Source organism: Arenibacter hampyeongensis, assembly GCF_002909255.1.
In the GTDB taxonomy this organism is placed as follows: domain Bacteria; phylum Bacteroidota; class Bacteroidia; order Flavobacteriales; family Flavobacteriaceae; genus Arenibacter; species Arenibacter hampyeongensis.
In genome coordinates, this window is sequence record NZ_PIOB01000001.1 from 1,028,658 (window position 1) to 1,051,608 (window position 22,951).

Sequence of the window (22,951 nt, forward strand, 5' to 3'; positions counted from 1 at the left end):
GTACCACCCATGATGATCGTTAAGTTCAGTGCCGGAGGCAGTAGGCTTCTGGTTATTCTGAAATAAATAATAAGTAAACTGTCTTGATATGAATACCGATATTGAAAACCTTTTTAAGGACAAGGTCCTTGGTCATCCTGCGGGACTTTTTGTTTTATTTTTCACAGAAATGTGGGAACGATTCTCATTTTATGGGATGCGTATTTTATTGGTATTGTTCCTAACGGCGCCCATTATTAGCGACAACCCTGGTTGGGATTGGCCTAGGGAAAATGCATTGGCTCTAATAGGAACCTATGCCTCTCTTTTGTATTTAACCCCAATAGTTGGGGGGTGGATTGCCGATAAAATAACTGGGTATAGAGTGGCGGTGGTTATAGGGTGTTTGATAATGACCTTGGGCCATGCCGCCATGGCCTTGGAAACCACAGCCACTTTTTATCTTGGACTGGCCCTGTTGGTAATCGGCACCGGTTTCTTTAAGCCCAATATAACGTCTATAATTTCAGAGATGTATCACGGTAAGGAATCCAAAAAAGATGGTGCCTACACCATATTTTACATGGGCGTAAATGCCGGGGCCTTTTTTGGAATGATGCTTTGTGGATATTTGGCCGAAAATTATGGTTGGTCTTGGGGATTTGGCTTGGCTGGAATCTTCATGCTTTTCGGGATGCTCCAGTTTTGGCTGGCAAAGGACTTGTTTGGGAATATTGGAGGTAAGCCCTTGAAGCAAGGGGAAGTCAAAGTCGATATAGGAGAAGATCTAGAAGTTGAGACCAAATTGAACCCTTTTAGCCTTTTCGATAAGATTTTGATTGTTTTATCCTCCGTTGGAGGGCTAATATATCTCTTTAATGATCCTTTGGAAAAAATTCAGGGTACCAGTTTGGCTCCCTTTAGCCTCGGAGATCTCAGCGGTACCAATGTAGTTATCTTATGTTCCTTGGTCTTGTTTTTAATTTTATTGGTTACCAGAATTGCCAGATACCTACCTGTGGTAAGGGACCGAATTATAGCTGTATCGATCTTCGGGTTTTTTACGGTCTTCTTTTTCGCCTTTTTTGAACAGTCTCTCGGTTCTATGACAATTTTCGCAAGGGATTATACCAATAGGGATCTCGTTGGGCAATCGGCGACCATCTTTAAGGTAATAGATGCATTGTTAACAACAGTTCCGCTGGCCATTATAAGTTGGGTCTTGGTGCTATTGGCTAAAAAGACTTATAAGCGTATAGGTTTTTCCAATATCACTTTGGCGATCGCTTTTGTCGGTCTTTGGATTTTAGTGATCTTTAGATTAATGGATAAGTTTTCCCAAGAGGGTAATCAGGTAGATGCAACCTGGTTCGGCATTCTTAATTCATTTTTTATCATTACACTAGCACCATTTTTTTCCAGATGGTGGGAAAGCAAATATAACCCAAGTGCCGCCATGAAGTACGGTATTGGCCTTATTTTATTGGGATTGGGATTCGCAGTACTGTCCTTTGGTGCATCGGGAATACCCTCTGGGGCGCAGACCGCTTCGGTAAGTATGATATTTTTAATTTTGGCCTATTTGTTACATACCATGGGAGAGTTGTGCATCTCTCCAGTTGGACTTTCTTATCTGAGTAAACTTGTTCCAGCGCGCATGATCGGTTTTATGTTTGGGGTATGGTACTTGGCCATAGCCATTGGTCAAAAGGCAGCAGGAACTATGGGAGGAATGATCGATAAAATTTCCGAGCAATATTCTATGGGGACCTTTTTTCTAATTTTCACCCTAGTGCCCGTGGGTGTTGGAATTATATCCATTGTTTTAAATCCACTGCTTAAAAAACTTATGCATGGGGTTAGGTAATTATTGTAAATTATAAATCAAAGCTCCTTTTTCGCCTGTGGAATGGAAAGGGAGCTTTTTCTTTCTGCAAGTGGCCTTCCATCGCTCTATATAACTTGTGTAATTGCTACCATCGGCAATAACAATTTTTGGTTTTACGGAATCCAAAAACCTTTCCAAATTAATCTTTGGGGATTGAGTTAGTAATAGGGTTGAGATAGCACTTTCCTTAGGAAGTTGAACAATGGTACTGTCCAGGATCAATAGTCTGTCATCGCCTATTAGAAAACTATTGTTTAAAGGTCGATGCTCCACTTTTGTGATGTTTTGGGCAATGGCATAATCGTTGGCCATTCTTTCCGACACCGCTGGATTGTTGGTAAATACAGTAGCTTTTTGCCCTGTTTGATGGATCAATGTCGTATTTTTAGTAAGATGCCCTATTACCAGGGTCTCCTTCTGTTTTGTAAGCTGCCTATTCCCCAAGATATACGCTTGAAAGCATAAAATCAATACTAGGAATGCCATGACCCTTTTATAGGATGCTTTTGTAAAGGCCATTACCATGGAAATGATAATGCCATAACTGAGAATTAATTGAATGGCGTCAAAAGAAATATTCCGGAAAAGAAAATTTTCCTGCTTGGCTACGGTCCCAATAATGGTATTCATCCAACGGATTATAGTGTCGTAGATTGTAGCTAGTAATGGAGGCAAACTATTTGCCAAGGAAAGTGCAATAACGAGAATTCCAAATCCTAAAATAAAGGTTAAAGAAGGTAGAATCAGCAAACTTGAAACCAAAAACAACCCTGGGAATTGATGAAAATAATAAAGACTTATTGGCAGAACGCCCAATTGTGCGGCTATACTCACCGAAACCAACTCCCAGGCTTTCCTAAGGAACCAATATGGTGGAACCCAGAGTTGTTGCAATAGAGGGAAAATCCAAACAATAGCAAAAACTGCGGCGTAACTTAGTTGAAACCCAACTTGAAAAAGTAATAGGGGATCTAGTAGCAATAGAATAAAAAACAGGGACAATGCCAGTATATTAAAATTGCTTGTTGGCCGGTTTAGGTAGAGTGCATAAGCTACGAAACTAAACATGGCCACTGCCCTAAGGATAGAGGCAGAAAGACCGGCCAGGAGGGCAAAACCCCACAATAACAATACAATTACAACCAGTTTTATGGTTCTCCCTTTTGGAAGTAGCTCCAATGGCTTCAACAAAAAATGGAGTAGTCCCAAAAGAATTCCAATATGTAAGCCGGACAATGCCAATATATGATAGGCACCGGCATTTTTGTAATCTGAATCTATTTCCGTTGTAATTTCATTTCGTTGGCCAAGTAGGAGGGCTTGGATTACTCCCAATTCTTCAGTGCCAAAATGCTCTTTTCTTAATTTTTCGATGATGTGGTTCCTTATATTGGACGCCAAACCCAATATGGTCTTTTTGGGGAAGGGATGTACAATGTAATTGTCCTGGGCAAGCCGAACCTGATGCTCTATTCCTAGATTCTCAAGGTATTTTCTATAGTTGAATTGATGTGGGTTTAAGGGAGGTTTAATGGGTTGGAGTGTAGTGAGGGCCACTATTTCATCATCCACCAGCAGGGTTCCCTTGGTTGAATCTACGCCTATATTAAGAAGTACTTTTCCAGAAACCCTTATACAATCCATATATTTAACATGCGCCACATACCTATCTGAAAAATCGTTGGATTTTAATACTTCGCGGATTTTTAAAGTATAGGCCCTTTTCCCGTCCAGGGAATGATGGGTGTAATGTGACCCAATATTTTTGGATTCACTTAGGGTAAGGCTGAGTATGCCAATGGCCACCGTCAAAAATCCGGTCAGAAGGCCGAAAAGTGATGGGGGTGCTTTGTGGTTATATGCAAATACACCGTCAAGGGCGATTAATAAAATTAGGGTTAAGCTAAAGGATAAGGCAAGTGATGGTTGTAAAAAATATCCAATTAAAATTCCACAAATAAGAAATAGGGTAAGTTTTATAGTTGTAAACCTTAGCAACTGCATGCTACAGGATCCGTGTAGCCTTTATAAAGGCATAATTCCAATAACCCTCCCGCAGTGAGGAAACTATTACTCCCCTGGATGAGGTGGAGTGAATGAATTTTATTTCATCGCCGTCAACCTGGACCACTAAACCTACGTGGTTTATATTGTTTTTTCTTCTAGAGGTTCCAAAGAATAGGAGGTCGCCCTTACTAATGTTTTTTAAATTTATCTTTTCACCTTCCTCCGCCATTTGATAAGAGGATCTCGGGAGTTGAATGTCGTGTTCACCAAAGGCTACAAAGAGCAAGCCAGAGCAATCCATACCCCGATCGGTGGTACCTCCAAATTTATAACGCACACCTGAAAATGTTAGGGCGGTATTTACGATTTGTTCGGTTATTCTTGTGACAGGTCTATTAATGGACTCATTGCCACGGGGCGCTTCTACGTTGGTCTCAGTTGGTATTTCGGAGGCTTCAACAGTTATTTTTCTATCTTCGCGATGGACTGTTTTTTTCTTGGCCGCACCGCAGCCGACTAGTGAAATAATTAAGAATAAAGAAAAAATTCTTTGAATCATCCAAGTAAAAGTTAGTGCTCTTGGATATCAAATTTAAATAATTAATTTAAAATCCGTTATTTTTTTGGGAAAACCCCTATGAATGTTTCAGGATAAATCGCCAAAATGTGTTCATTCCAACAACGTATTACTGTTGTAGTTATTGTTCCAACGGGAGCCTAAATGTAATTCAACCAATGGATTTCTGTGTAGAATTAAAAACAAAAGTTAAGCGATACTTGCCAAGATTGGGGTTCATGAAATTTTTATTGGGCAATTTTGGCACTCTCCACAATTAGTGAGGCAGCTTTTTCACTGGCGCCCTTGCCTCCTAGTTTTTTTTCCAATTCGTAGTAGGCTTCAAACTGGTTTTTTCTCTCGGGTCCGTCCAATATCTTGGTGAGTTCTGTGGTAATGTTTTTGGTATTTAAATCGTTTTGGATCAATTCTTTTACAACCTCCTTGTCCATTATTAAATTTACCAGGGAGATAAATTTAAGGGTTATGATCCGCTTTGCAATTTGAAAGGATATCCAGTTGGCACGGTAGCAGACCACTTGCGGAATCTTAAAAAGTGCCGTCTCCAAAGTGGCTGTTCCGCTGGTTACCAAGGCGGCATAGGACAGACTTAATAGATCATAGGTTTTGTTGGAAATTAAGCTTACTTGGGAAGATTTTAAAAAAGGCTGGTAGAACTCCAAGTCCAAACTGGGTGCCCCGGCAATCACAAATTGATATTTTGGAAAGGATGTTGTTACCGATAGCATTAAGGTAAGCATTTTTTGAACCTCTTGTTTCCTACTCCCTGGTAACAGGGCAATAATGGGCTTTTTTAAATCCAAATTATTCTCTTCCCTAAATTTTTTATCGGAGGTCCTGGGAATGTCCCCAATAGCATCAATAAGGGGATGGCCAACGAAATTTACAGGATAGTGGTGTTTTTTTTCATAAAATTCCTTTTCAAAAGGAAGAATTACGTGCATAGCATCAACATCTCTTTTTATTTTATGGATCCGTCCTTCCCTAGAGGCCCATATTTGGGGAGAAATATAATAATTGGTCTTAAAATGGTTCTTTTTGGCCCAGGAGGCAATTCTAAGATTAAAGCCGGAATAATCGATAAAGACAATTACGTCAGGATTAAAATTAGCGATATCCGCTTTACAGAGGGCAATGTTTTTAAAGATCTGGTTAATGTTCGTGATAACTTCAAGGAAACCCATAAACGCCATTTCCTTGTAATGTTTCACCAAGGTGCCACCTGCAGCCTTCATTAAATCGCCCCCCCAACAACGAACGTCGGCTTCAAAATCCTTTATTTTAAGGGCTTTTATCAAGTTTGAGCCGTGAAGGTCGCCAGAGGCCTCACCAGCGATGATGTAATATTTCATCCGTTTAGTTTGTGTGGTTTATTACCAGTTCTCCCGTTCAATATATTTAATTATCCGTGTTCCGAGTCTAAAAAACCTTGTAGTAAAGTATTAACATAGCCGTTACCAGGGTGGCAATCATTACACCCCTTGCCCTATAATCCCTACGTATTTTTAAAAAACCAAAAAAGGCAAACAAGTTTAGAATGGCTCCAAGCGCCAATAAACTACCTATATGCCCTTGTTGAACTGCTACATTATATGTTTCTACAATACCAAAGTCCGAGAAGATAAGAATATACAATAATGTTCCGACCGTGTTGGCAATGAGACCTACTATAAATCCTATGAGTATTTCTTTTTTAATCATTTAATTTCCAGTTATTAATGTGTTGAATGGAATGGTGTGCGGTTAAATCAAATTGGGTCGGGACTACGGAGACATAGTCTTGGGACAGGGCATATTCATCCGTATCCTCTCCTTTGTCCAGCAGTTCAAACTCTCCCGTTAGCCAGTAGTATTCCTTGCCATTTGGACTGGTTCTTTTATCAAATTTTTCTTTCCAATTGGCCCTTGCCTGTCTACAAATTTTTATGCCTTTGGGAGGTTTGTTATCAGTTTTGGGAATATTTACGTTGAGTACAACACCATTTGGGATGCCATTTTTTAATGCCTCTTTGACTATTTTTTGAATGGCCTCCTTGGAAGCCTCAAAATTGGCATTCCAGGAATAATCACAAAGCGAAAATCCAATGGCCGGAATGCCTTCAATTCCTGCTTCTATTGCCGCACTCATGGTTCCCGAGTAAATTACATTGATAGACGAATTGGACCCATGGTTTATTCCACTTACACAAAGGTCTGGCCTTCTGTCCAATAGTTCCTGTAGACCAAGCTTTACACAGTCTGCCGGCGTTCCACTGCAGCTGTATTCTTCTTTTGCACCATTTTCCAAATCTATGCTTAGCTTTTTTATATACAGGGTATTGTCTATGGTAATGGCATGGCCCATTCCCGATTGCGGACTGTCCGGAGCCACTACAACGACTTCCCCTATATCCTTTAAAAATCGTATCAATGCTCTTAGGCCGGGAGCTGTAATGCCGTCGTCGTTCGTGACTAGGATCAAAGGTTTTGCCATGGTATATAATTTATGCTGCAAAAATACGTTTTTAATCTATTATCCGATTTGCCTATATGAAGCGTAAACAATGAAATTTTGTCCTGAATTTAGAGAATTCCCTAACCGGTCCAACCTTTGTCAGTGTCCAATTCAATTGAGATATTAACAAAAGATTAATGTCGTATTGGTATAATATGGCACGATTTTTTCGTTATCTTAGAGTAATTGCCACTAAAGGTTACAAATAAATGGCAAAACTTGGATTGCAGTCATCGTTTGATTAATTTTAGATGTTTGCTTTAATACCTTCAGGGAGGGGTTGATTTATACTTTAGAATTTACTCCAAATGTGGATTAATAAAATAAAATAGATGAAAAGAAATTTAGCCTACGCCTTAATAGTAATGCTTGTTGCGGTAGCTTCATGCAGTTTTACGAACAAATCTTTTGAAACTGATGATAAGGATAAGTTGTTGTTGGACCTTATTACTTATGTATTGGAACGTGGTCATTATCAGCCGAAGGCTATTAACGATGACTTTTCCGTTAATGTTTTCGAAGGTTTTTTGGATATCTTAGATCCTACAAAGCGATATTTTCTGGAAAGTGATATCCAGGAATTCGAGAAATACAAGTTTCAGATAGATGATCAGATCAAGAATACGGATATTTCTTTTTTTGATATCGTATATCAGCGTTTATTGAAGCGAATGGAGGATGCCAAAGTGATTTATAAAGAGGTTTTAGAGGAACCTTTTGATTACAACGTAGATGAAACCATTGAAATAAATTATGATGGGCAAGGCTATGTAGACTCTCGTAAAGAATTAAAAGAGCGCTGGAGAAAGCAGTTAAAGTATGCTACATTGGGCACTTATGATTCCAAATTGGAATTCAATAAAGAATCCAACACAGGTAATATTGATGGATCCAAAAGCGAAGATGGGACTAAAGCCTTTGCTGACGAAAAGGCTTCCTCCAAGCCATTAACCCCAACTGAAGCCGAAAAGGCCGCTAGGGATTTAACAAAAAGTACCTTGGATGATTATTTCGATTTTGTGGATGATTTGGAACGCAAAGATTGGTTTGTACAGTACTTAAATACTATAGTTGAAGTTTTCGATCCACATACTTTTTATTTTGCGCCGGATGACAAGGAAAAATTCGATACCAGTATGTCAGGTAAATTTGAAGGTATTGGTGCCCGATTACAAAAGAAAAAGGATCAAACTAAAATTGTAGAGATTATTTCTGGAGGTCCAGTTTGGAGAGATCAGCAATTGGAAGTTGGCGATGAAATTCTAAAAGTAGGACAAAACGGGGAAACCCCGGTTGATATTGTTGGAATGCGTTTGGATGATGCCATCAAATTTATAAAAGGACCTAAAGGCACTAGGGTGGATCTAACGGTTAAAAAAGTGGATGGTTCTATGGTAGTTATTTCCCTGACCAGGGATGTAGTTGAATTGGAAGAGTCATATGCGAAATCCGCAACCATAATCAAGGGCAGTCAAAAGTATGGCCTTATTAATTTGCCAAAATTTTATGTAGATTTTGAGGACTACAATGAAAGAAACGCAGCTACGGATGTGGCTCAGGAAGTGGAAAGATTAAAAGAAGCTGGAGCGGAAGGACTAATTTTAGATCTTCGCGATAATGGCGGTGGATCACTTAAAACAGTGGTTGAAATGGCTGGCCTATTTATAAAGGACGGTCCAATTGTTCAGGTAAGGTCTACCGATAAAAAACCAGAGGTGTATAACGACAAGGATGAGCGCATTCAGTGGGATGGTCCTTTGGTAATATTGGTAAATGAATTATCGGCCTCCGCTTCTGAGATATTGGCGGCAGCTATGCAAGATTATAAAAGAGGGGTGGTTATTGGCAGTAAGCAAACTTTTGGTAAAGGTACGGTTCAAAATGTAATCCCATTAGAGAATATAGTCAGAAGCAATGAGCATGGAGATTTAGGTGCAATAAAACTTACGACTCAAAAATTCTATAGAATTAATGGTGGGTCTACCCAATTGGAAGGTGTTAAAAGTGATGTGGTTGTGCCAGATCGTTATAGTTACATCGACCTTGGGGAAAGAGATCAGGAAAACCCGTTGACATGGGATAAGATTTCCCCAGCAGAATTTACACCTTGGGATGGCTATATAGACTACGAGTCCACCATTGCGAGCAGCACTAAAAGGATGGACCAGAATTCTCAAATAAAATTGATCGAGGAAAATGCGCAATGGATTAAGAAGGCACAAGATGAAACTGTGGTTTCTTTAAAATACGCCGATTATAAGAAGGGCTTGGAAGCGGATAAGGAAAAAGCCAAATATTTTAAAACTATATCGGATTATGATTCACATCTAACATTTGAGTCTTTAAAATACGAAAAAGAACTATTTACCCAAGATTCGATTTTAAGGGAAAAGCGTGACCGTTGGCACAAGGATTTAGCCAAGGATGTCTATGTAGAGGAGGCTGTTAATGTTTTGGAGGATCTAAAAATGAATAATATAAAGAATTCCAAATTGGCCAGCGTAAAAGGATAATTTTGGAAATGGATAAGATGTTAAAACCTGCTCATAGAGCAGGTTTTTTTATGGCATTAATTAGTCTGATGCCTATTCCAATAAAAGGAAATTGTTTATAAAGTTGATTACCTTGACTTCTGCCATCTCACATGGTTTTAACTGCTCCATCTTCTCCGTAATATAAAAGTTAAAACTGATAAAATCGTTGCCGCCCAACTCTTCGGCGTATACCTTTATGCTTTTGCCCATATTAAAATTGGACCGCGTTACTGCGTATTTTTTGTTTTGAAATAGTACATTGGAGTAACCCAAAGGAATGGCTTTTATTCTTTCTGTTAACATGGAAACAAGACAATTTGTTTGTGGTTATGTGAGAAGGATGCATGCTTATGAACTGCAGGAGAGCATAGAACATCCTACTTTGTTCCTGGCCCAATCCGGACGTTTGGCAAACCACTTTTCAGCTTGGATTTGTTCGTCATAGGGATGCTTTAAAAGTTGAAAAAATTCATCGATCAAGGTATAATCCCCTTTGTCAGCCTGGTCTATGGCCAATTGTGCCATATAATTTCTTAGAACATATTTGGGGTTCACTTTATTCATTTTTTCGCTTCTCCGCTCGTCAGTCAGGTTTTCTTTTTGCAATCTTAATTGGTAATCAGTAAACCATGTTTTCCATATTTCAAGAATGTCGACATCAACTTCTGCATGGGTATAGAAGGCATTCTTAATCGGGTCCAAAAAGTCATCATCAATAGGGCTGTCTTTTTTGATTTTATTCAAGCTTCGGAAAAAGATGGTCATATCGGTTTCTGTTAATTGTAAATTGTCTTCCAACCTTCCTAAAAGTTCACCATCCTTTTTATCGGTTTCAAAAAGTCCGATTTTGGATTTCATCATTGATAAATATTTGGTCTGATAATTTTTCCTGTATTCCTTTAATATGCCTTCCAGTACTACTGAATCCTCTATTAAAGGAAATAGGGCATTAGCCAATTGATATAGGTTCCAAAGGCCTATATTTATTTGATTGCCAAATCTATAGCGCTTATGCTGGCGGTCGGTAGTATTTGGGGTCCAGCCTTCATCATAGCCTTCCAGCCATCCGTAAGGTCCGTAGTCTATGGTGAGTCCAAGAATGGACATATTGTCTGTGTTCATAACCCCATGTACAAATCCTACCCGCTGCCAGTGTATGATCAGATCGAGGGTACTGTTGGCGACTTCCCTAAAAAACTGGATATAAGATTCCTTTGAATCTTCACTCAAATTAGGAAAGAAATGCCGAATAGTGTAATCGGTGAGATCTTTTAAAGTTTTTTTATCCTGTCTTGCAGAAAAAATTTCGAAATTCCCAAAGCGTAAGAATGAAGGTGCCACCCGGCATACCACCGCTCCCTTTTCATAAGCTGGATTGCCATTATAAAGTACGTCACGAAGTACTTGGTCGCCCGTTAGCGCCAAGGAAAGGGCTCTTGTGGTGGGCACTCCCAGGTGGTACATGGCCTCACTGCATAAATATTCCCTAATGGAAGACCGCAATACTGCCAAGCCATCGGCCGTTCTGGAATAAGGTGTTTCCCCGGCCCCTTTAAGTTGTAGCGCCCATTGTTTTTTGTTGTGGTTAACTTCAAATAAATTTATAGCTCTGCCATCCCCTAACTGTCCGGCCCAATTGCCAAATTGATGGCCACCGTAGCACATGGCATAGGGATGCGTGTCTGGTAAAACGGCGTTTCCTGAAAAAATATTCTGGAACTCAGCGGACTTAAGGTCGTTCTTAGTTAATCCCAAGTCTAATGCCAATTCACTTGATGTGTGGATCATTCCCGGTTTGGCAGTTGATTTTGGAGTTACAAATGAGTAGCATGCCTGCATGACCTGCCTTCTAGTGTTTTCCAAAACTGGGTCTGCTGGGAGTTCTATATTAAAAGTATCCTTAATATTTAAATTCATACGATTCCTAATCTATTATTGAGTTCCATTTTTTACTTCTTCTGGCAACGGCCTTGATATAAGAACAAACGGCTACCGCCTTGTATCCTTCGCTGGTCAATTGCTCAAAAGTACCTTCCACAAGTTCCTTGCCATATCCTTTGCCCCTTAGCTTAAAGGGTACTTCGGAATAGGTCAAATACATCTTCCCATCAACTAGCTTGTAGGTTACCACGGCCGTTGCATCATTTATAACCATGGTAAATTTCTTGTTTTCTTTATCGTGATGCACCTTTAAATTACCTGTTGTTAAATTGTTATCCATTTATTTGGTTCTTTTTCGATAGAATTTATCAATTTTTTAAGCCACCGGTAGCGTAGGAAAATTAAGTTTTCTTGATTTATTCAAATTATGCAAATCTTTGGCTTGGCAATAATTGACTGTCACTACCAAAAAAGTGGAAGAAAATTACGCCATTTTAGTCAACCCTTATAGAACTTGGTTGTATGGCATCCTTTGGTACCATAAAGGTATAGGTGCCCGCCTATTAAATCGACTTTAAAAAATCAATGGCATTGGTTACGTTAAGATGAAAGTCGGCAAAAACCACACTATCATTTTGATCTATTAAAATAAACCAAGGTGTTCCTCCCGTTCGGTAATTTACCATGACCTTCGAAATATTGTTGGAACTTTCATCACCGGGATCATGGCCAAAGGGGATTTTTAAATCGTATTGCTTTTGGGTTTCCAATATCTTGTCATAGGTGTTGGAATCGTGTCCTTCAAAAACGGTCTGAATGCCCATAAAAACAATATTTTTGTTGTCTTTTAAAGCGGTAACCATTTCCTTAAGCGCGGGAAATCCTCTACTATGACATCCTTGGCACCAACTTTGAAAACAATAGACAACCTTGAATTTTCCCTGAAAATCGGACAATTTAATGGCCTTTGTGATATTTCCATTGGCATCGATCCATTGTTCTACCCCTAATTCACGAGCTTTAAAAATATTCTTGTCATTTGAGGTGCTATCAGTCATATATTGGGTCCTTTCCAGTTTTGTTCAACACAAATTCTATAGTTGTAGGGATGTGTTTTTATAATCTGTTTAATTCTTAACGGTACACCCGATTATTTTAAGGCACAATTACACTTTTACTTTTTTAAGTTTATCGGCATGCATTTTTCGTAGCTTGCTCAACTTTGGGGTAATAACGGCACTGCAGTAACCCTGGGACTGATTGTTTCTATAGTAATCCTGGTGATACTCTTCAGCTTCGTAAAATGTGCCCAACGGACTAATTTCTGTTACAATTGGTTTGTCGAAGTATGGTGCCACTTCCTTTAATACCAGGCCTGCGTTTTCCTTTTGGGCATTATCGTGATAATAAATTACCGAACGATATTGTGTGCCGGCGTCAGCCCCCTGACGGTTTAGGGTAGTTGGATCGTGGCTGGTCATGAAAACTAAAAGGATGTCCTCGTAGGGAATAATATTGGCGTCAAAGGTCAATTGAACTACTTCGGCGTGGCCAGTAAGTCCAGAACACACTTCCCTATAAGTTGGTTTTCCTGGGGCATTTCCACCTGTATATCCGGAAATAACTTTTTCTACACCATTCACTTCCTGAAATATGGCTTCAACACACCAGAAACATCCACCACCAAAAGTAGCGGTTTCTAATTTTTTATTTTTCATCGGTCACCCTTTCTTTAATTATTTTCATGGATTCTGAATTTATGCAATAACGTAGCCCACTGGGTTCCGGTCCGTCCGGGAATACATGCCCCAAATGGGCATCACAGGTATTGCACATTACTTCTACCCTGACCATACCATAAGAAGTGTCCTTATGGTATTTAATGGCATTGTCTTTAATAGGCTGTGTAAAACTGGGCCAACCGGTCCCGGAATTAAATTTTATAGTAGAGTCGAACAAAGGTGTGTCGCAACAAATACAACTATATTTTCCTGCATCATGGGTGCTGCAAAGCGCTCCACTATGCGCTGCTTCCGTACCTTTATTTCTGGCGATTCTAAATTGTTCAGGAGTTAGCAGTTGTTTCCATTCCTCCTCAGTTTTTTCAACCCTTTTATCAGGTTGTGGATTTCCCTTAACACTGAAGTTGATGATGTCTTTCCATGTCAACATAAAAATTTTCCTTTCTTTAATAATTTTTAAATAGTATTCGGTATTGATCTAATTGGGATGCTTGAAGACTATTGGGGTGTCGGAATTTTTTGGTCCAATAACCTTTTCAATTCCCATATTTCGTCGTTCCAACACCTCTAAACTTACAAGGGCCTTAAATCCCAATTGACAACTTTAATTTATATTTACACTATGAATAAATATAACAAAAATAGGGTCATTTATACTACGCTGTTACTGGTTTGTGTGGTTCTATTTTGGATGTTTGAAAATTTCTACACTCCTGCCCCATATACACTTCCTAAAGGGGAAGGAAGTAGGACTGAAATCCCAGAGCTACTGTGGCCAAGTTCTACCACTGGTGATATAGTGCAACATGCCCATTTTGCCTTATCCTATAATGAGGCCTATGAACAGGCCGAGTGGGTGGTTTATGTTTTGGATAAATCGCATTTGACCCAGGATGATAGAAAAAGACCTTTTTTTTTAGAAGACCCCATGGTTAGGACCAAGTCTGCAGACTGGAGAAACTATAAGGGTTCTGGATATGATAGGGGCCATCTATGTCCTGCTGGTGATCGCAGATTCTCGGAATTTGCATATAATGAAACCTTTTACACCAGTAATATTAGCCCTCAGGATAGGGATTTTAACGGAGGAATCTGGAATAGGCTAGAACAGCAGCTACGCTTTTGGGCCAAAAAAGACGGACCTTTGTTTGTTGCGACTGCCGGAGTTTTGGAGAAAGGTTTGCCCAGTATTGGTGAAGAGGAGGTAGCGGTTCCAAATTTTTATTATAAAATTATTGCAAAAGGCAAGGGTAAGAATCTCAGGATTATAGCTTTTCTTTTCCCCCACAGGGAAGATAACGGAAAATTGAATCAATTTGTAGTCTCGGTCGACAATCTGGAAAAAATGACCGGAATAGATTTCTTCCCAAATTTGCCAGATGATCAAGAAGATTTATTGGAAGCCAGCTTAAGTACCGAAGGTTGGAAATTTTAGGTCAATTCATTTAGTCTATTCGCATCCAATTTTAGAAAAATAAACAATAAGGCGGTGAAAAATAGTAGTCCGGAACCTCCATAACTAAAGAAGGGTAGTGGTATACCTATGGTGGGCAGAACTCCGATAACCATTCCTATGTTTATGAAATAATGTATGAATAAAATGGAGATAACGCCATAGCCATACATACGACTGAAGGCATTTTTCTGTCGCTCTGCCAAATGTACCAGTCTTAAAAGCATTAATGTAAAGAGAATAACAACAGTTGCCGTACCAATAAATCCCCATTCCTCACCTACCGTGCTAAATATGTAATCTGTATGTTGTTCCGGAACAAAGTCGCCCTTGGTTCTCGTTCCCTCCAAAAATCCCTTACCGTATTTTCCGCCCGATTCAATGGCTTTTTCAGATTGATAGGTATTGTACCCTATTGTTTTTCTGATTTCCTCCAATTTCTTGGGGTCTTTTTCCAATCGAAGCCAAAGACCGAACCGGTCTCTATGGCGTTGTTCAAAAACCGAATTATAAACGAAATTAACCGAAAGTGAAAATAAAACGACAGCTACATATATAAGGGTAACCGGGATTACGGGTACTTTGAATGATGGCTTTTTCAATAACAGGAACAAAGCTAATAAGAGTCCTAGGATTATGGCTACCCAGATGGTACCGAACATAAGTGTTAAAATAAAAATAAGGATCACCATAACTCCTATACTCAGATAATAAAGAGGGAGACCTTCCCTAAATATTACAAAGATCAAGGCAAAGAAGACCAAGGCGCTTCCTGGATCTGGTTGTGGAATGATCAAGAAAGCAGGAATCAAAATTATCAATATGGAGACCATTTGATCTTTCTGGCGCTTAATGTCGGTCTGTATATCGCTTAAATATTTGGCTAATGCCAGGGCGGTGGCAACTTTTGCGAATTCTGATGGTTGTAGGTTGAAAAATCCAAGGTCGTACCAAGAGGTAGCCCCGGCAATAGTTTTTCCAAACACAAAGAGGCCCAAGAGCAGTGCAAGGGATATAATGTAGAACAGACTTGAAAATCGTTCGTAAAAATTTGCTTCCAAGGCCAGGATAATAATAATTGCAACTGCACTGGTTCCTATAAAAAACAATTGCTTTCCATGCAATGAAGCAAAATTGAATATAGAAGGGTTGTCCTCTGTGAAGGTGCTTGAATAGATATTTATCCAACCTATAAAAACTAAGGAAATGTATATAAGAACGCTAAACCAGTCTAAGCGTTTAAGGACACTTTTACCAGACACGCTCATTTATTTTAAAGGGTTGTCCACTATAGGGCTTTGCATATTCCTCCTCCAAAGTTTTTTCCAACATTCTTTTTTCCAGATCTACCCGGGTTATTTCGCCTTTTAGATATTTTTCAATCATTAGGGAGGCGATATGCCCGGCAAAACGGGATCCAAAGTATCCATTTTCTATATATACCGCAATGGCGATCTTTGGATTGTCAACTGGGGCAAAGGCAACAAAAACGGAGTTATCCGTGAGTTGGGTACGTACCCCATCAATTCTTGTGAAGTTTTCAACGGTTCCTGTTTTACCTGCAATTTCGATACCTTCAATTTGTAGGCGACTTGCTGTTCCTTTTTTATAAACTTCGGCCATTCCATGGGCTACCGGTTCAAAATGTTTTTTGTCAATGGTGGTATGTTTGGCCTTGGTGAATTCTGGAATGCTAATATTTTCACCGCCGATTTTTTTCAGCACATGTGGTGTAAAATAATGTCCTCTATTGGCAATGGCTGCAGTCATGTTGGCCAGTTGGATAGGGGTAACCTCTACTTCTCCCTGACCTATGGAATTTGAAATAATGGTAGAGGAAGACCATCTTTTTTCCCCGTAAATTCGGTTATAATATTCCTTGTTTGGAATTCTCCCCGGTCTTCCGGTAGGCAGGTCGTAACCCAAAAATGTGCCCAAACCAAAACTTTTCATATGCTTTTCCCAGACATCCATGGCTTCGGCAGAGGTCGGAAATTGGTCATATATTTTGCGAAAAGTTCCAGCAAAATATGCATTACAGGATAGGTATATCCCAGAATTTAAATTTCTGCTTCCTCCTCCGCAATGGCAGCCTCTTTTCCTTTTTCCCACATAGAATCCGTTGTAGCAATGAATAGTGGTTTCAGGTGTAATTGCCCCTTCCTGAAGTGCTACGAGGGCATTTAGGGTCTTAAATGGCGATCCAGGCGATTGTGATGCCAATATGGAACGGTCAAAAGTTGGTTTTGAAATAGTGTCGTAGTGTAATTTACTGTAGTTCTTGGATCTTTCCCTACCCACCAAAAGGGCGGGGTCATAGGTTGGACCAGAAATTAAGGCCAATATTTCACCGGTGGCCGGTTCAATGGCAACTACCCCTCCGTGTTTACCTGTCATTAACTTTTCTCCGTATTCCTGGAGCAATTTGTCTATTGTGACGGTTATTTGTTTGCCTTGTTCCGGAAGTGTATCCAAAGTACCGTCCTTATAAGGGCCAATATCCCTATTAAATCGATCCTTCTGTATGTGTTTTACTCCTTTACGTCCCCTAAGGATTGATTCGTATTCCTTTTCAATGCCCGTGGTCCCCTTTAGTTCTCCAGCAGCATAGGAAGGATTTCGTTCCAAGTCCCATTCGTTTACCTCACTTATGTACCCTAAAACGTTGGCGCCACTATTGGTGTCATAATATCTCAATGATCTTTTTTGAATATAAAACCCTTCAAATCGTCTCATTTTTTCTTGAAGCCGTCCGTAGTCCTCTTTTGAAAGCTGAGGTACCAACACGGAAGGAAGTCTAGGGGAATACACTCTCGCCTTCTTTAGCTGGGATACAAACCTTTCTTTATCAATTCCAAGAAGATTACAAAATGCAAGGGTGTCCAACGGTTTTACCTCCCTTGGAATAACCATAACGTCATATGCCGGCTGGTTTGCTACCAGGAGTTCTCCATTTCTATCGTATATATAGCCCCTTTCCGGATAGTCATAAACTTTTTTAATGGCGGGATCTTCCAATATTTGATTGGGGGAAAAACTAAAAATCTGGAGATATGACAATCTACCGATAAAAGTTATTCCAACCAGCAATATAATAGAGGATAATAAGATTTTTCTCATTCTTTTTTAACACTAAAAAGTGAACTTAACAATAAGCACAATATTAATGTGGCTGTACTGATAGATAAAACTTTCTTCAAAATTAACAGTGTATTTGCTAAACTGAAAATTTCTAGAGTGAAGAAAACCAAATGGTGTATTATTATTAATAACGCTAAAAATGTAATTTGTTGTGCCCTAGTGGTGTTGGTTAGTTTAAAATTTTGAAATTCATAATTCACCCCAAAACAAAAGCGCATTATGGTTGGTCTTAAATAAGCAATGGTTACGGTGGCGGCGGCGTGTAAGGCAACGGTATCCGAAAACAGATCAACCATAAAGCCAAGTAAAAAACTTAAAAGAAGAAACAGTTGCCTTTTTTCCTTAATGGGATACCAGTACAGGAATAGAATATACACCATTGGATTGATATATCCAAAAAAATTGAGCTTATTAAAGACCAATACCTGCACCAAAATTAATAGTACAAATCTAATTATATTAATAAAGTAGCTATTGCGAATCATTATTGGTTTTGGCTTCTAATTCAATTATTTCTTCCCTCTGCACATTGTCCAAAACATAGATGCTTTTAACGGCAGCCATATTGTTAAAAAGCTTAATATCCAAGCTATAGGAGCTTTGCGAGTTGTTCAGATCAAATTTCTTGATAACACCTATCGGAATATTCTCAGGAAAGATGCTGGAACTTGCACCCGTAACAATGGTGTCCCCGATCTTAAGTGGTACCAACCTTTCAATGTCGACAAGTTGCACCGTATTAAAGTCTTTTGTGTCCCATACCAATGAGCCATAATGGTTGGTGTTTTTGATTTTGGCGTTGACCCTGGATTTAGTGTTCAGGATGCTTTGTACCGTTGCAAAATTTTTGGAGGTATTTTCTACTATTCCAAGGATGCCATTGGAGGTAATTACCCCCATATCGGGTTTAATCCCATTTATGGTCCCTTTGTTGATCGTAATATAATTACGGGGCAGTCCGTAGCTGTTCTTAATTACTTGGGAGGCAATGACTTTGTAAATAGTATTGGCAGTGTCCAATTGCATGGAATCTTCCTTTTTTTGATTAAAAAGAAGGGTGCGCAAACGCTTATTCTCCTCCACCAACTTTTTATTTTCCTCGCCTAATCCAAAATAGGTGGTTATACTACTCGTGGTTTTATAAATATTTCCCGTTATCCAGTTGGAGGAATTAAAATACTTGGAATGGTGATAGGAATGGGATTGTACAGTAAGCGCTAAGGATATAGTCAACAAGAAAAGATATAGCAAGAAATTTTTATATCTTAATATAAAGTTGATAATCTGCTGCATTCACTTAAATTGTTTTGTAAATCCTAAATCGATCAATTGCCAATTAAGGAATTAATGCCTATTTGCTAATTGTTGCCATGATAAAAGGTAGTTCTAAGTGCAGGGGATTATATGAACTATTTAATTAAAATACTCTTATATCGCTCCAAATTTTTTAAAGCAATACCGGTCCCCCTTACAACCGCCCTTAATGGATCTTCCGCAATATAAACGGGCAAATCCGTTTTTTGGGACAAACGTCGGTCAAGACCCCTAAGCATAGAACCACCACCAGCTAAATATATACCTGTATTATAGATATCCGCAGCCAGTTCGGGAGGCGTTTGTGATAGCGTTTCCATTACCGCATCTTCTACCCTTAAAATGGATTTGTCAAGGGCTTTGGCTATTTCTCTGTAGGAAATGGAGACTTGTTTTGGTTTTCCGGTTAAAAGGTCTCTACCCTGAACCGACATTTCGTCCGGCGGGGTCTGTAGATCTTCTGTGGCCGAACCAATCGTGATCTTTATATTCTCGGCAGTACTCTCCCCAACATATAGGTTGTGCTGCGTACGCATGTAATAGATTATATCGTTGGTAAATACATCACCAGCAATCTTAACCGATTTATCGCAAACGATTCCACCCAAGGCAATTACCGCAATTTCGGTAGTACCACCCCCTATATCAACGATCATGTTTCCTTTAGGCTGCATTATATCCAAGCCAATACCAATGGCCGCAGCCATTGGTTCATGAATAAGGTAAACTTCCTTTCCATTTACACGTTCTGCCGACTCCTTAACGGCGCGCATTTCCACCTCCGTAATTCCGGAAGGGATGCAAATTACCAATCTAAGCGCTGGTGGAAACCATTTTTTCTTTAATGCAGGAATGTTCTTTATAAACATCATTAGCATCTTTTCAGAGGCATCAAAATCTGCAATTACGCCATCTTTTAGAGGGCGTATGGTTTTAATATTTTCATGGGTCTTGCCTTGCATCATATTGGCTTCCTTGCCTACGGCAATGATTTTTCCACTTATTCTGTCCCTGGCCACAATAGATGGACTGTCTACCACCACTTTGTCGTTGTGAATGATGAGGGTGTTGGCAGTACCTAAGTCTATTGCAATCTCCTCGGTTAAGAAATCAAAGAATCCCATTTTATGTTGTTATATTTCGGTTTAAAAGTCAATTTGATCGTTAAATGTAATAAAATTAATGTTTAAAATGACGTGTACCAGTCATTACCATGGCAATTCCATTTTCGTTACAGTAATCTACACTAAGTTGGTCCTTGATAGACCCACCAGGTTGTATAACGCTGGTCACTCCACTTTTATGCGCAATCTCTACACAATCCGGAAAAGGAAAAAAGGCGTCACTCGCCAATACGGCACCATTAAGGTCAAAATTAAAGGACTGAGCCTTGTGTATAGCTTGGTTTAGTGCATCAACACGAGAAGTTTGCCCTGTACCACTGGCACATAATTGTTTGTTTTTTGCCAGAACAATGGTATTGCTTTTTGTGTGTTTGCATAATTTAGAGGCAAATATTAAATCTTCCAATTCCCTGTCCGTAGGTTTTTTGTCAGTGGCATTGCTTAGGTCTGAAATTTGATCTGTTTTTTCATCCTTTTCCTGTACCAAAACCCCGTTTAAACATGTTCTAACGGTCATTTTAGGGAGTTCAACCTCATTTTGAACCAGGATTATTCTATTTTTCTTTCCCTTCAGAATATCTAGGGCAACAGGAGTGTAGCTTGGAGCAATAACTACTTCGCAAAATAGATTGTGAATTTCTTCCGCAGTAGATTTGTCAATTTCAACGTTGCTGATCAAGATTCCTCCGAATGCGGATACTGGATCACCGGCCAAAGCATCTACATATGCCTGGTGAATAGTTGGTCTGGTTGCAAGACCACAGGCATTGTTGTGCTTTAAAATAGCGAAGGTAGGTTCGTCATTCTTAAATTCTTGAATAAGGTTTACGGCAGCATCCACATCCAGCAAATTATTGTAAGAAAGTTCCTTGCCGTGAAGTTTGTTGAACATAGCGTCGAAATCACCAAAGAAAAACCCTTTTTGATGGGGGTTTTCACCATAGCGTAGCACTTGTCCGTCAACTGCACTTAATTTAAACGAAGCCTCTTCATGATTCTTGTTGAAATAATTAAATATCGCTGAATCATAATGTGATGAAACATTGAAAGATTTTGTAGCAAAACGTCTGCGGTCTTCCAAAGTAGTACTTCCATTACCTTTGGTTATCAATTCCAGGACTTCGTCGTAGTCGTTCATGGAAGAAACACAAAGTGTATCCTTGTAATTTTTGGCGGCCGCACGTATCAATGAAATTCCACCAATATCTATTTTTTCAATAATATCTTGTTCAGAAGCACCACTTGCAACTGTTTTTTCAAAGGGATATAGGTCTACAATAACAATATCCAACTGCGGAATTTCAAACTCCTTCAATTGGTCCTGATCACTCTTATTGTCCTGACGGTTCAAAATCCCACCAAATACCTTGGGGTGCAATGTTTTAACCCTGCCGCCCAAAATGGATGGATAGCTGGTGACGTCCTCTACTGGCACTACATCAATACCTAAATTCTTAATGAATACTTCGGTGCCACCGGTAGAATAGATGGTAATTCCCAATTCATTAAACTTTTTTACCAATGGCTCTAAACCATCTTTATGAAATACAGAAATTAAGGCTGATGAAGCTTTTTTAGTGGTACTCATTTTGTTGTGATTGTTGTTTTGGATTATAAGGACACAAATGTAATTTTTTTGTACTTAAAAAGCAGTACGTTTATTAACAATCGCCCTAAAGTTTTAAAGAATTTTTGCTACCTCTTGGTTCACATATTCCAAAAATCGTTCATCATCTTCGGAAAATGGGTCTGGAGTATTGGAATCTATGTCTATTTGTCCAATATTTTCACCATTTAGAAAAAGAGGGACAACAATTTCCGCTTTAACGGTTATACTGCAAGCTATATAATTATCCTGGGCATGTACATCGGGAACCACAAAGTTTTGATTGGATACTGCCACCTGTCCACAAATGCCTTTTCCAAATGGAATTATGGTGTGGTCTGTTGGTGCACCGGCGTAGGGACCCAATATTAACTCATCTTTGTCCCCATTTTTAAAATAGAACCCTACCCAGTTATAATAGGGGACATTGTCTTTTAGTAAATCGCAAATGCCCTGCATTTTTTGGGTATTACTTTTTTGATCATTACTTGTAATTGCTGAAACCTTTGCCCTTAATGTAGTAAGCATAAAATTATTTTTTGCAAAAGTAGGGCTATTTCCAATTTTGCTCTCTATTGGGGTTTAAACTTTTGTTTCAGTTTTAGTACAGACAATTTTATCCTTAATTTTCAGTTAATATCTTATAGGTAAATCATAGAGTTCCAACTTTTGATTATTTTTGCATTCATGAAACCAATGATCCAAAAAATACTAGCTATGTTGATGGCATTTTTTATGCTGGCTTCTACTGTTTCTTGGACGATAGAGAAGCACTATTGCTTTGGTTCTTTGGTCGATATTGCTTTTTTTCATGAGGCGGACACCTGCGGGATGGATGTAGGGTTGGTAAATGCCACCTTTGATAAAAAAGGTAATCCCTGCTGTGCCCTTGAAGTTATTACTATCCCGGGGCAGGACGATTTAAAAATATCCTACCATGACATTGATCTGGGCCATCAATTATTCTTGGTGGCCTATGTAGCTTACCATATAAGCCTATTTCAGCCCAAGGCTCAGCCACTTGTTCCCCATGCCGATTATCCACCGCCCATTTTGGTAAAGGATATTCATATCCTGGATCAGGTTTTTCTAATTTGATTTTATGTAGTTCGTAGTCTTGTTTCTTTTCCAGTCATCGATTTGGGAAAGGACGATTGTGTTTGTGTGTTGAATACTGAACTAATATTAAAAAGATCAAGTGAAGAATTTTA

Annotated in this window: 21 protein-coding genes; 4 read left to right on the forward strand and 17 right to left on the reverse strand. The window is 39.2% G+C overall.

The annotated features are described in order from the left end of the window. The first annotated feature begins 88 nt into the window (after window positions 1-88). On the forward strand, window positions 89-1,846 hold the full coding sequence (locus CWD91_RS04185; protein ID WP_103439658.1) for a peptide MFS transporter: 1,758 nt from the start codon (window positions 89-91) through the stop codon (window positions 1,844-1,846). Here CWD91_RS04185 and CWD91_RS04190 read toward each other — a convergent pair whose 3' ends face one another. The 5 genes from CWD91_RS04190 to surE form a co-directional block, all read right to left on the reverse strand. Beyond that, window positions 1,847-3,871: a ComEC/Rec2 family competence protein gene (locus tag CWD91_RS04190; RefSeq protein WP_103439659.1), complete on the reverse strand. Its 2,025-nt coding sequence runs from the start codon at window positions 3,869-3,871 to the stop codon at window positions 1,847-1,849. A 1-nt stretch (window position 3,872) separates the two neighbouring features. Further along, the gene (locus tag CWD91_RS04195; protein WP_103439660.1) at window positions 3,873-4,433 is read right to left on the reverse strand and encodes a C40 family peptidase; all 561 of its coding nucleotides are present in this window, start codon (window positions 4,431-4,433) and stop codon (window positions 3,873-3,875) included. A gap of 245 nt (window positions 4,434-4,678) precedes the next feature. Then, window positions 4,679-5,803 (reverse strand): lipid-A-disaccharide synthase, encoded by a 1,125-nt coding sequence (gene lpxB, locus CWD91_RS04200; protein WP_103439661.1) that lies wholly within the window; start codon window positions 5,801-5,803, stop codon window positions 4,679-4,681. 67 nt (window positions 5,804-5,870) lie between these two features. Continuing rightward, window positions 5,871-6,152 (reverse strand): hypothetical protein, encoded by a 282-nt coding sequence (locus tag CWD91_RS04205; RefSeq protein WP_103439662.1) that lies wholly within the window; start codon window positions 6,150-6,152, stop codon window positions 5,871-5,873. Further along, on the reverse strand, window positions 6,145-6,924 hold the full coding sequence (surE, locus tag CWD91_RS04210) for a 5'/3'-nucleotidase SurE (RefSeq protein ID WP_103439663.1): 780 nt from the start codon (window positions 6,922-6,924) through the stop codon (window positions 6,145-6,147). The genes CWD91_RS04205 and surE overlap by 8 nt, the downstream gene beginning before the upstream one ends. Before the next feature lie 353 nt (window positions 6,925-7,277). Between surE and CWD91_RS04215 the strand changes: the two genes are divergently transcribed. Then, window positions 7,278-9,458, forward strand: a complete 2,181-nt coding sequence (locus CWD91_RS04215; RefSeq protein ID WP_103439664.1) for a carboxy terminal-processing peptidase — start codon at window positions 7,278-7,280, stop codon at window positions 9,456-9,458. A gap of 72 nt (window positions 9,459-9,530) precedes the next feature. Here CWD91_RS04215 and CWD91_RS04220 read toward each other — a convergent pair whose 3' ends face one another. From CWD91_RS04220 to msrB, 6 genes are all read right to left on the reverse strand, one after another. Further along, entirely contained in the window at window positions 9,531-9,782 is a 252-nt protein-coding gene (locus CWD91_RS04220) for a peptide methionine sulfoxide reductase (protein ID WP_103439665.1), read from the reverse strand. A 45-nt stretch (window positions 9,783-9,827) separates the two neighbouring features. Beyond that, window positions 9,828-11,396, reverse strand: coding sequence for a protein adenylyltransferase SelO (locus CWD91_RS04225; protein WP_103439666.1), 1,569 nt, complete (start codon window positions 11,394-11,396; stop codon window positions 9,828-9,830). 7 nt (window positions 11,397-11,403) lie between these two features. Continuing rightward, window positions 11,404-11,700: a GNAT family N-acetyltransferase gene (locus CWD91_RS04230; protein ID WP_103439667.1), complete on the reverse strand. Its 297-nt coding sequence runs from the start codon at window positions 11,698-11,700 to the stop codon at window positions 11,404-11,406. Window positions 11,701-11,923: 223 nt separating this feature from the next. Next, window positions 11,924-12,418 (reverse strand): peroxiredoxin family protein, encoded by a 495-nt coding sequence (locus CWD91_RS04235; RefSeq protein WP_103439668.1) that lies wholly within the window; start codon window positions 12,416-12,418, stop codon window positions 11,924-11,926. 108 nt (window positions 12,419-12,526) lie between these two features. Beyond that, a complete protein-coding gene (msrA, locus tag CWD91_RS04240; RefSeq protein WP_103439669.1) occupies window positions 12,527-13,078 on the reverse strand; it encodes a peptide-methionine (S)-S-oxide reductase MsrA in 552 nt (183 codons plus the stop codon). Next, complete coding sequence (gene msrB, locus CWD91_RS04245) at window positions 13,068-13,532, reverse strand: peptide-methionine (R)-S-oxide reductase MsrB (RefSeq protein ID WP_103439670.1); 465 nt, start codon at window positions 13,530-13,532, stop codon at window positions 13,068-13,070. Before msrB ends, msrA begins: the two co-directional genes overlap by 11 nt. Before the next feature lie 192 nt (window positions 13,533-13,724). Here msrB and CWD91_RS04250 point away from each other — a divergent pair, with 192 nt between their 5' ends. Beyond that, entirely contained in the window at window positions 13,725-14,537 is an 813-nt protein-coding gene (locus tag CWD91_RS04250; RefSeq protein WP_103439671.1) for a DNA/RNA non-specific endonuclease, read from the forward strand. Here CWD91_RS04250 and rodA read toward each other — a convergent pair. From rodA to CWD91_RS04285, 6 genes are all read right to left on the reverse strand, one after another. After that, window positions 14,534-15,817 carry a rod shape-determining protein RodA gene (gene rodA / locus CWD91_RS04255; protein WP_103439897.1) on the reverse strand — a complete coding sequence of 428 codons (1,284 nt, stop codon included), beginning with the start codon at window positions 15,815-15,817 and terminating at the stop codon, window positions 14,534-14,536. The two genes, CWD91_RS04250 and rodA, sit on opposite strands and share 4 nt — an antisense overlap. After that, on the reverse strand, window positions 15,807-17,675 hold the full coding sequence (gene mrdA, locus CWD91_RS04260) for a penicillin-binding protein 2 (protein ID WP_103439672.1): 1,869 nt from the start codon (window positions 17,673-17,675) through the stop codon (window positions 15,807-15,809). The genes rodA and mrdA overlap by 11 nt, the downstream gene beginning before the upstream one ends. A 492-nt stretch (window positions 17,676-18,167) precedes the next feature. Beyond that, window positions 18,168-18,989 carry a rod shape-determining protein MreC gene (mreC, locus tag CWD91_RS04270; RefSeq protein WP_103439674.1) on the reverse strand — a complete coding sequence of 274 codons (822 nt, stop codon included), beginning with the start codon at window positions 18,987-18,989 and terminating at the stop codon, window positions 18,168-18,170. A 116-nt stretch (window positions 18,990-19,105) separates the two neighbouring features. Then, window positions 19,106-20,134, reverse strand: coding sequence for a rod shape-determining protein (locus CWD91_RS04275; protein ID WP_103439675.1), 1,029 nt, complete (start codon window positions 20,132-20,134; stop codon window positions 19,106-19,108). A 55-nt stretch (window positions 20,135-20,189) separates the two neighbouring features. Then, the gene (gene purH / locus CWD91_RS04280; RefSeq protein WP_103439676.1) at window positions 20,190-21,722 is read right to left on the reverse strand and encodes a bifunctional phosphoribosylaminoimidazolecarboxamide formyltransferase/IMP cyclohydrolase; all 1,533 of its coding nucleotides are present in this window, start codon (window positions 21,720-21,722) and stop codon (window positions 20,190-20,192) included. A gap of 93 nt (window positions 21,723-21,815) precedes the next feature. Next, window positions 21,816-22,268, reverse strand: coding sequence for a GAF domain-containing protein (locus CWD91_RS04285; protein WP_103439677.1), 453 nt, complete (start codon window positions 22,266-22,268; stop codon window positions 21,816-21,818). Between the two features lie 168 nt (window positions 22,269-22,436). On the opposite strand from CWD91_RS04285, the gene CWD91_RS04290 reads away from it, so the two are divergent. After that, window positions 22,437-22,838 (forward strand): HYC_CC_PP family protein, encoded by a 402-nt coding sequence (locus CWD91_RS04290; protein WP_449371720.1) that lies wholly within the window; start codon window positions 22,437-22,439, stop codon window positions 22,836-22,838. Window positions 22,839-22,951 lie beyond the last annotated feature (113 nt).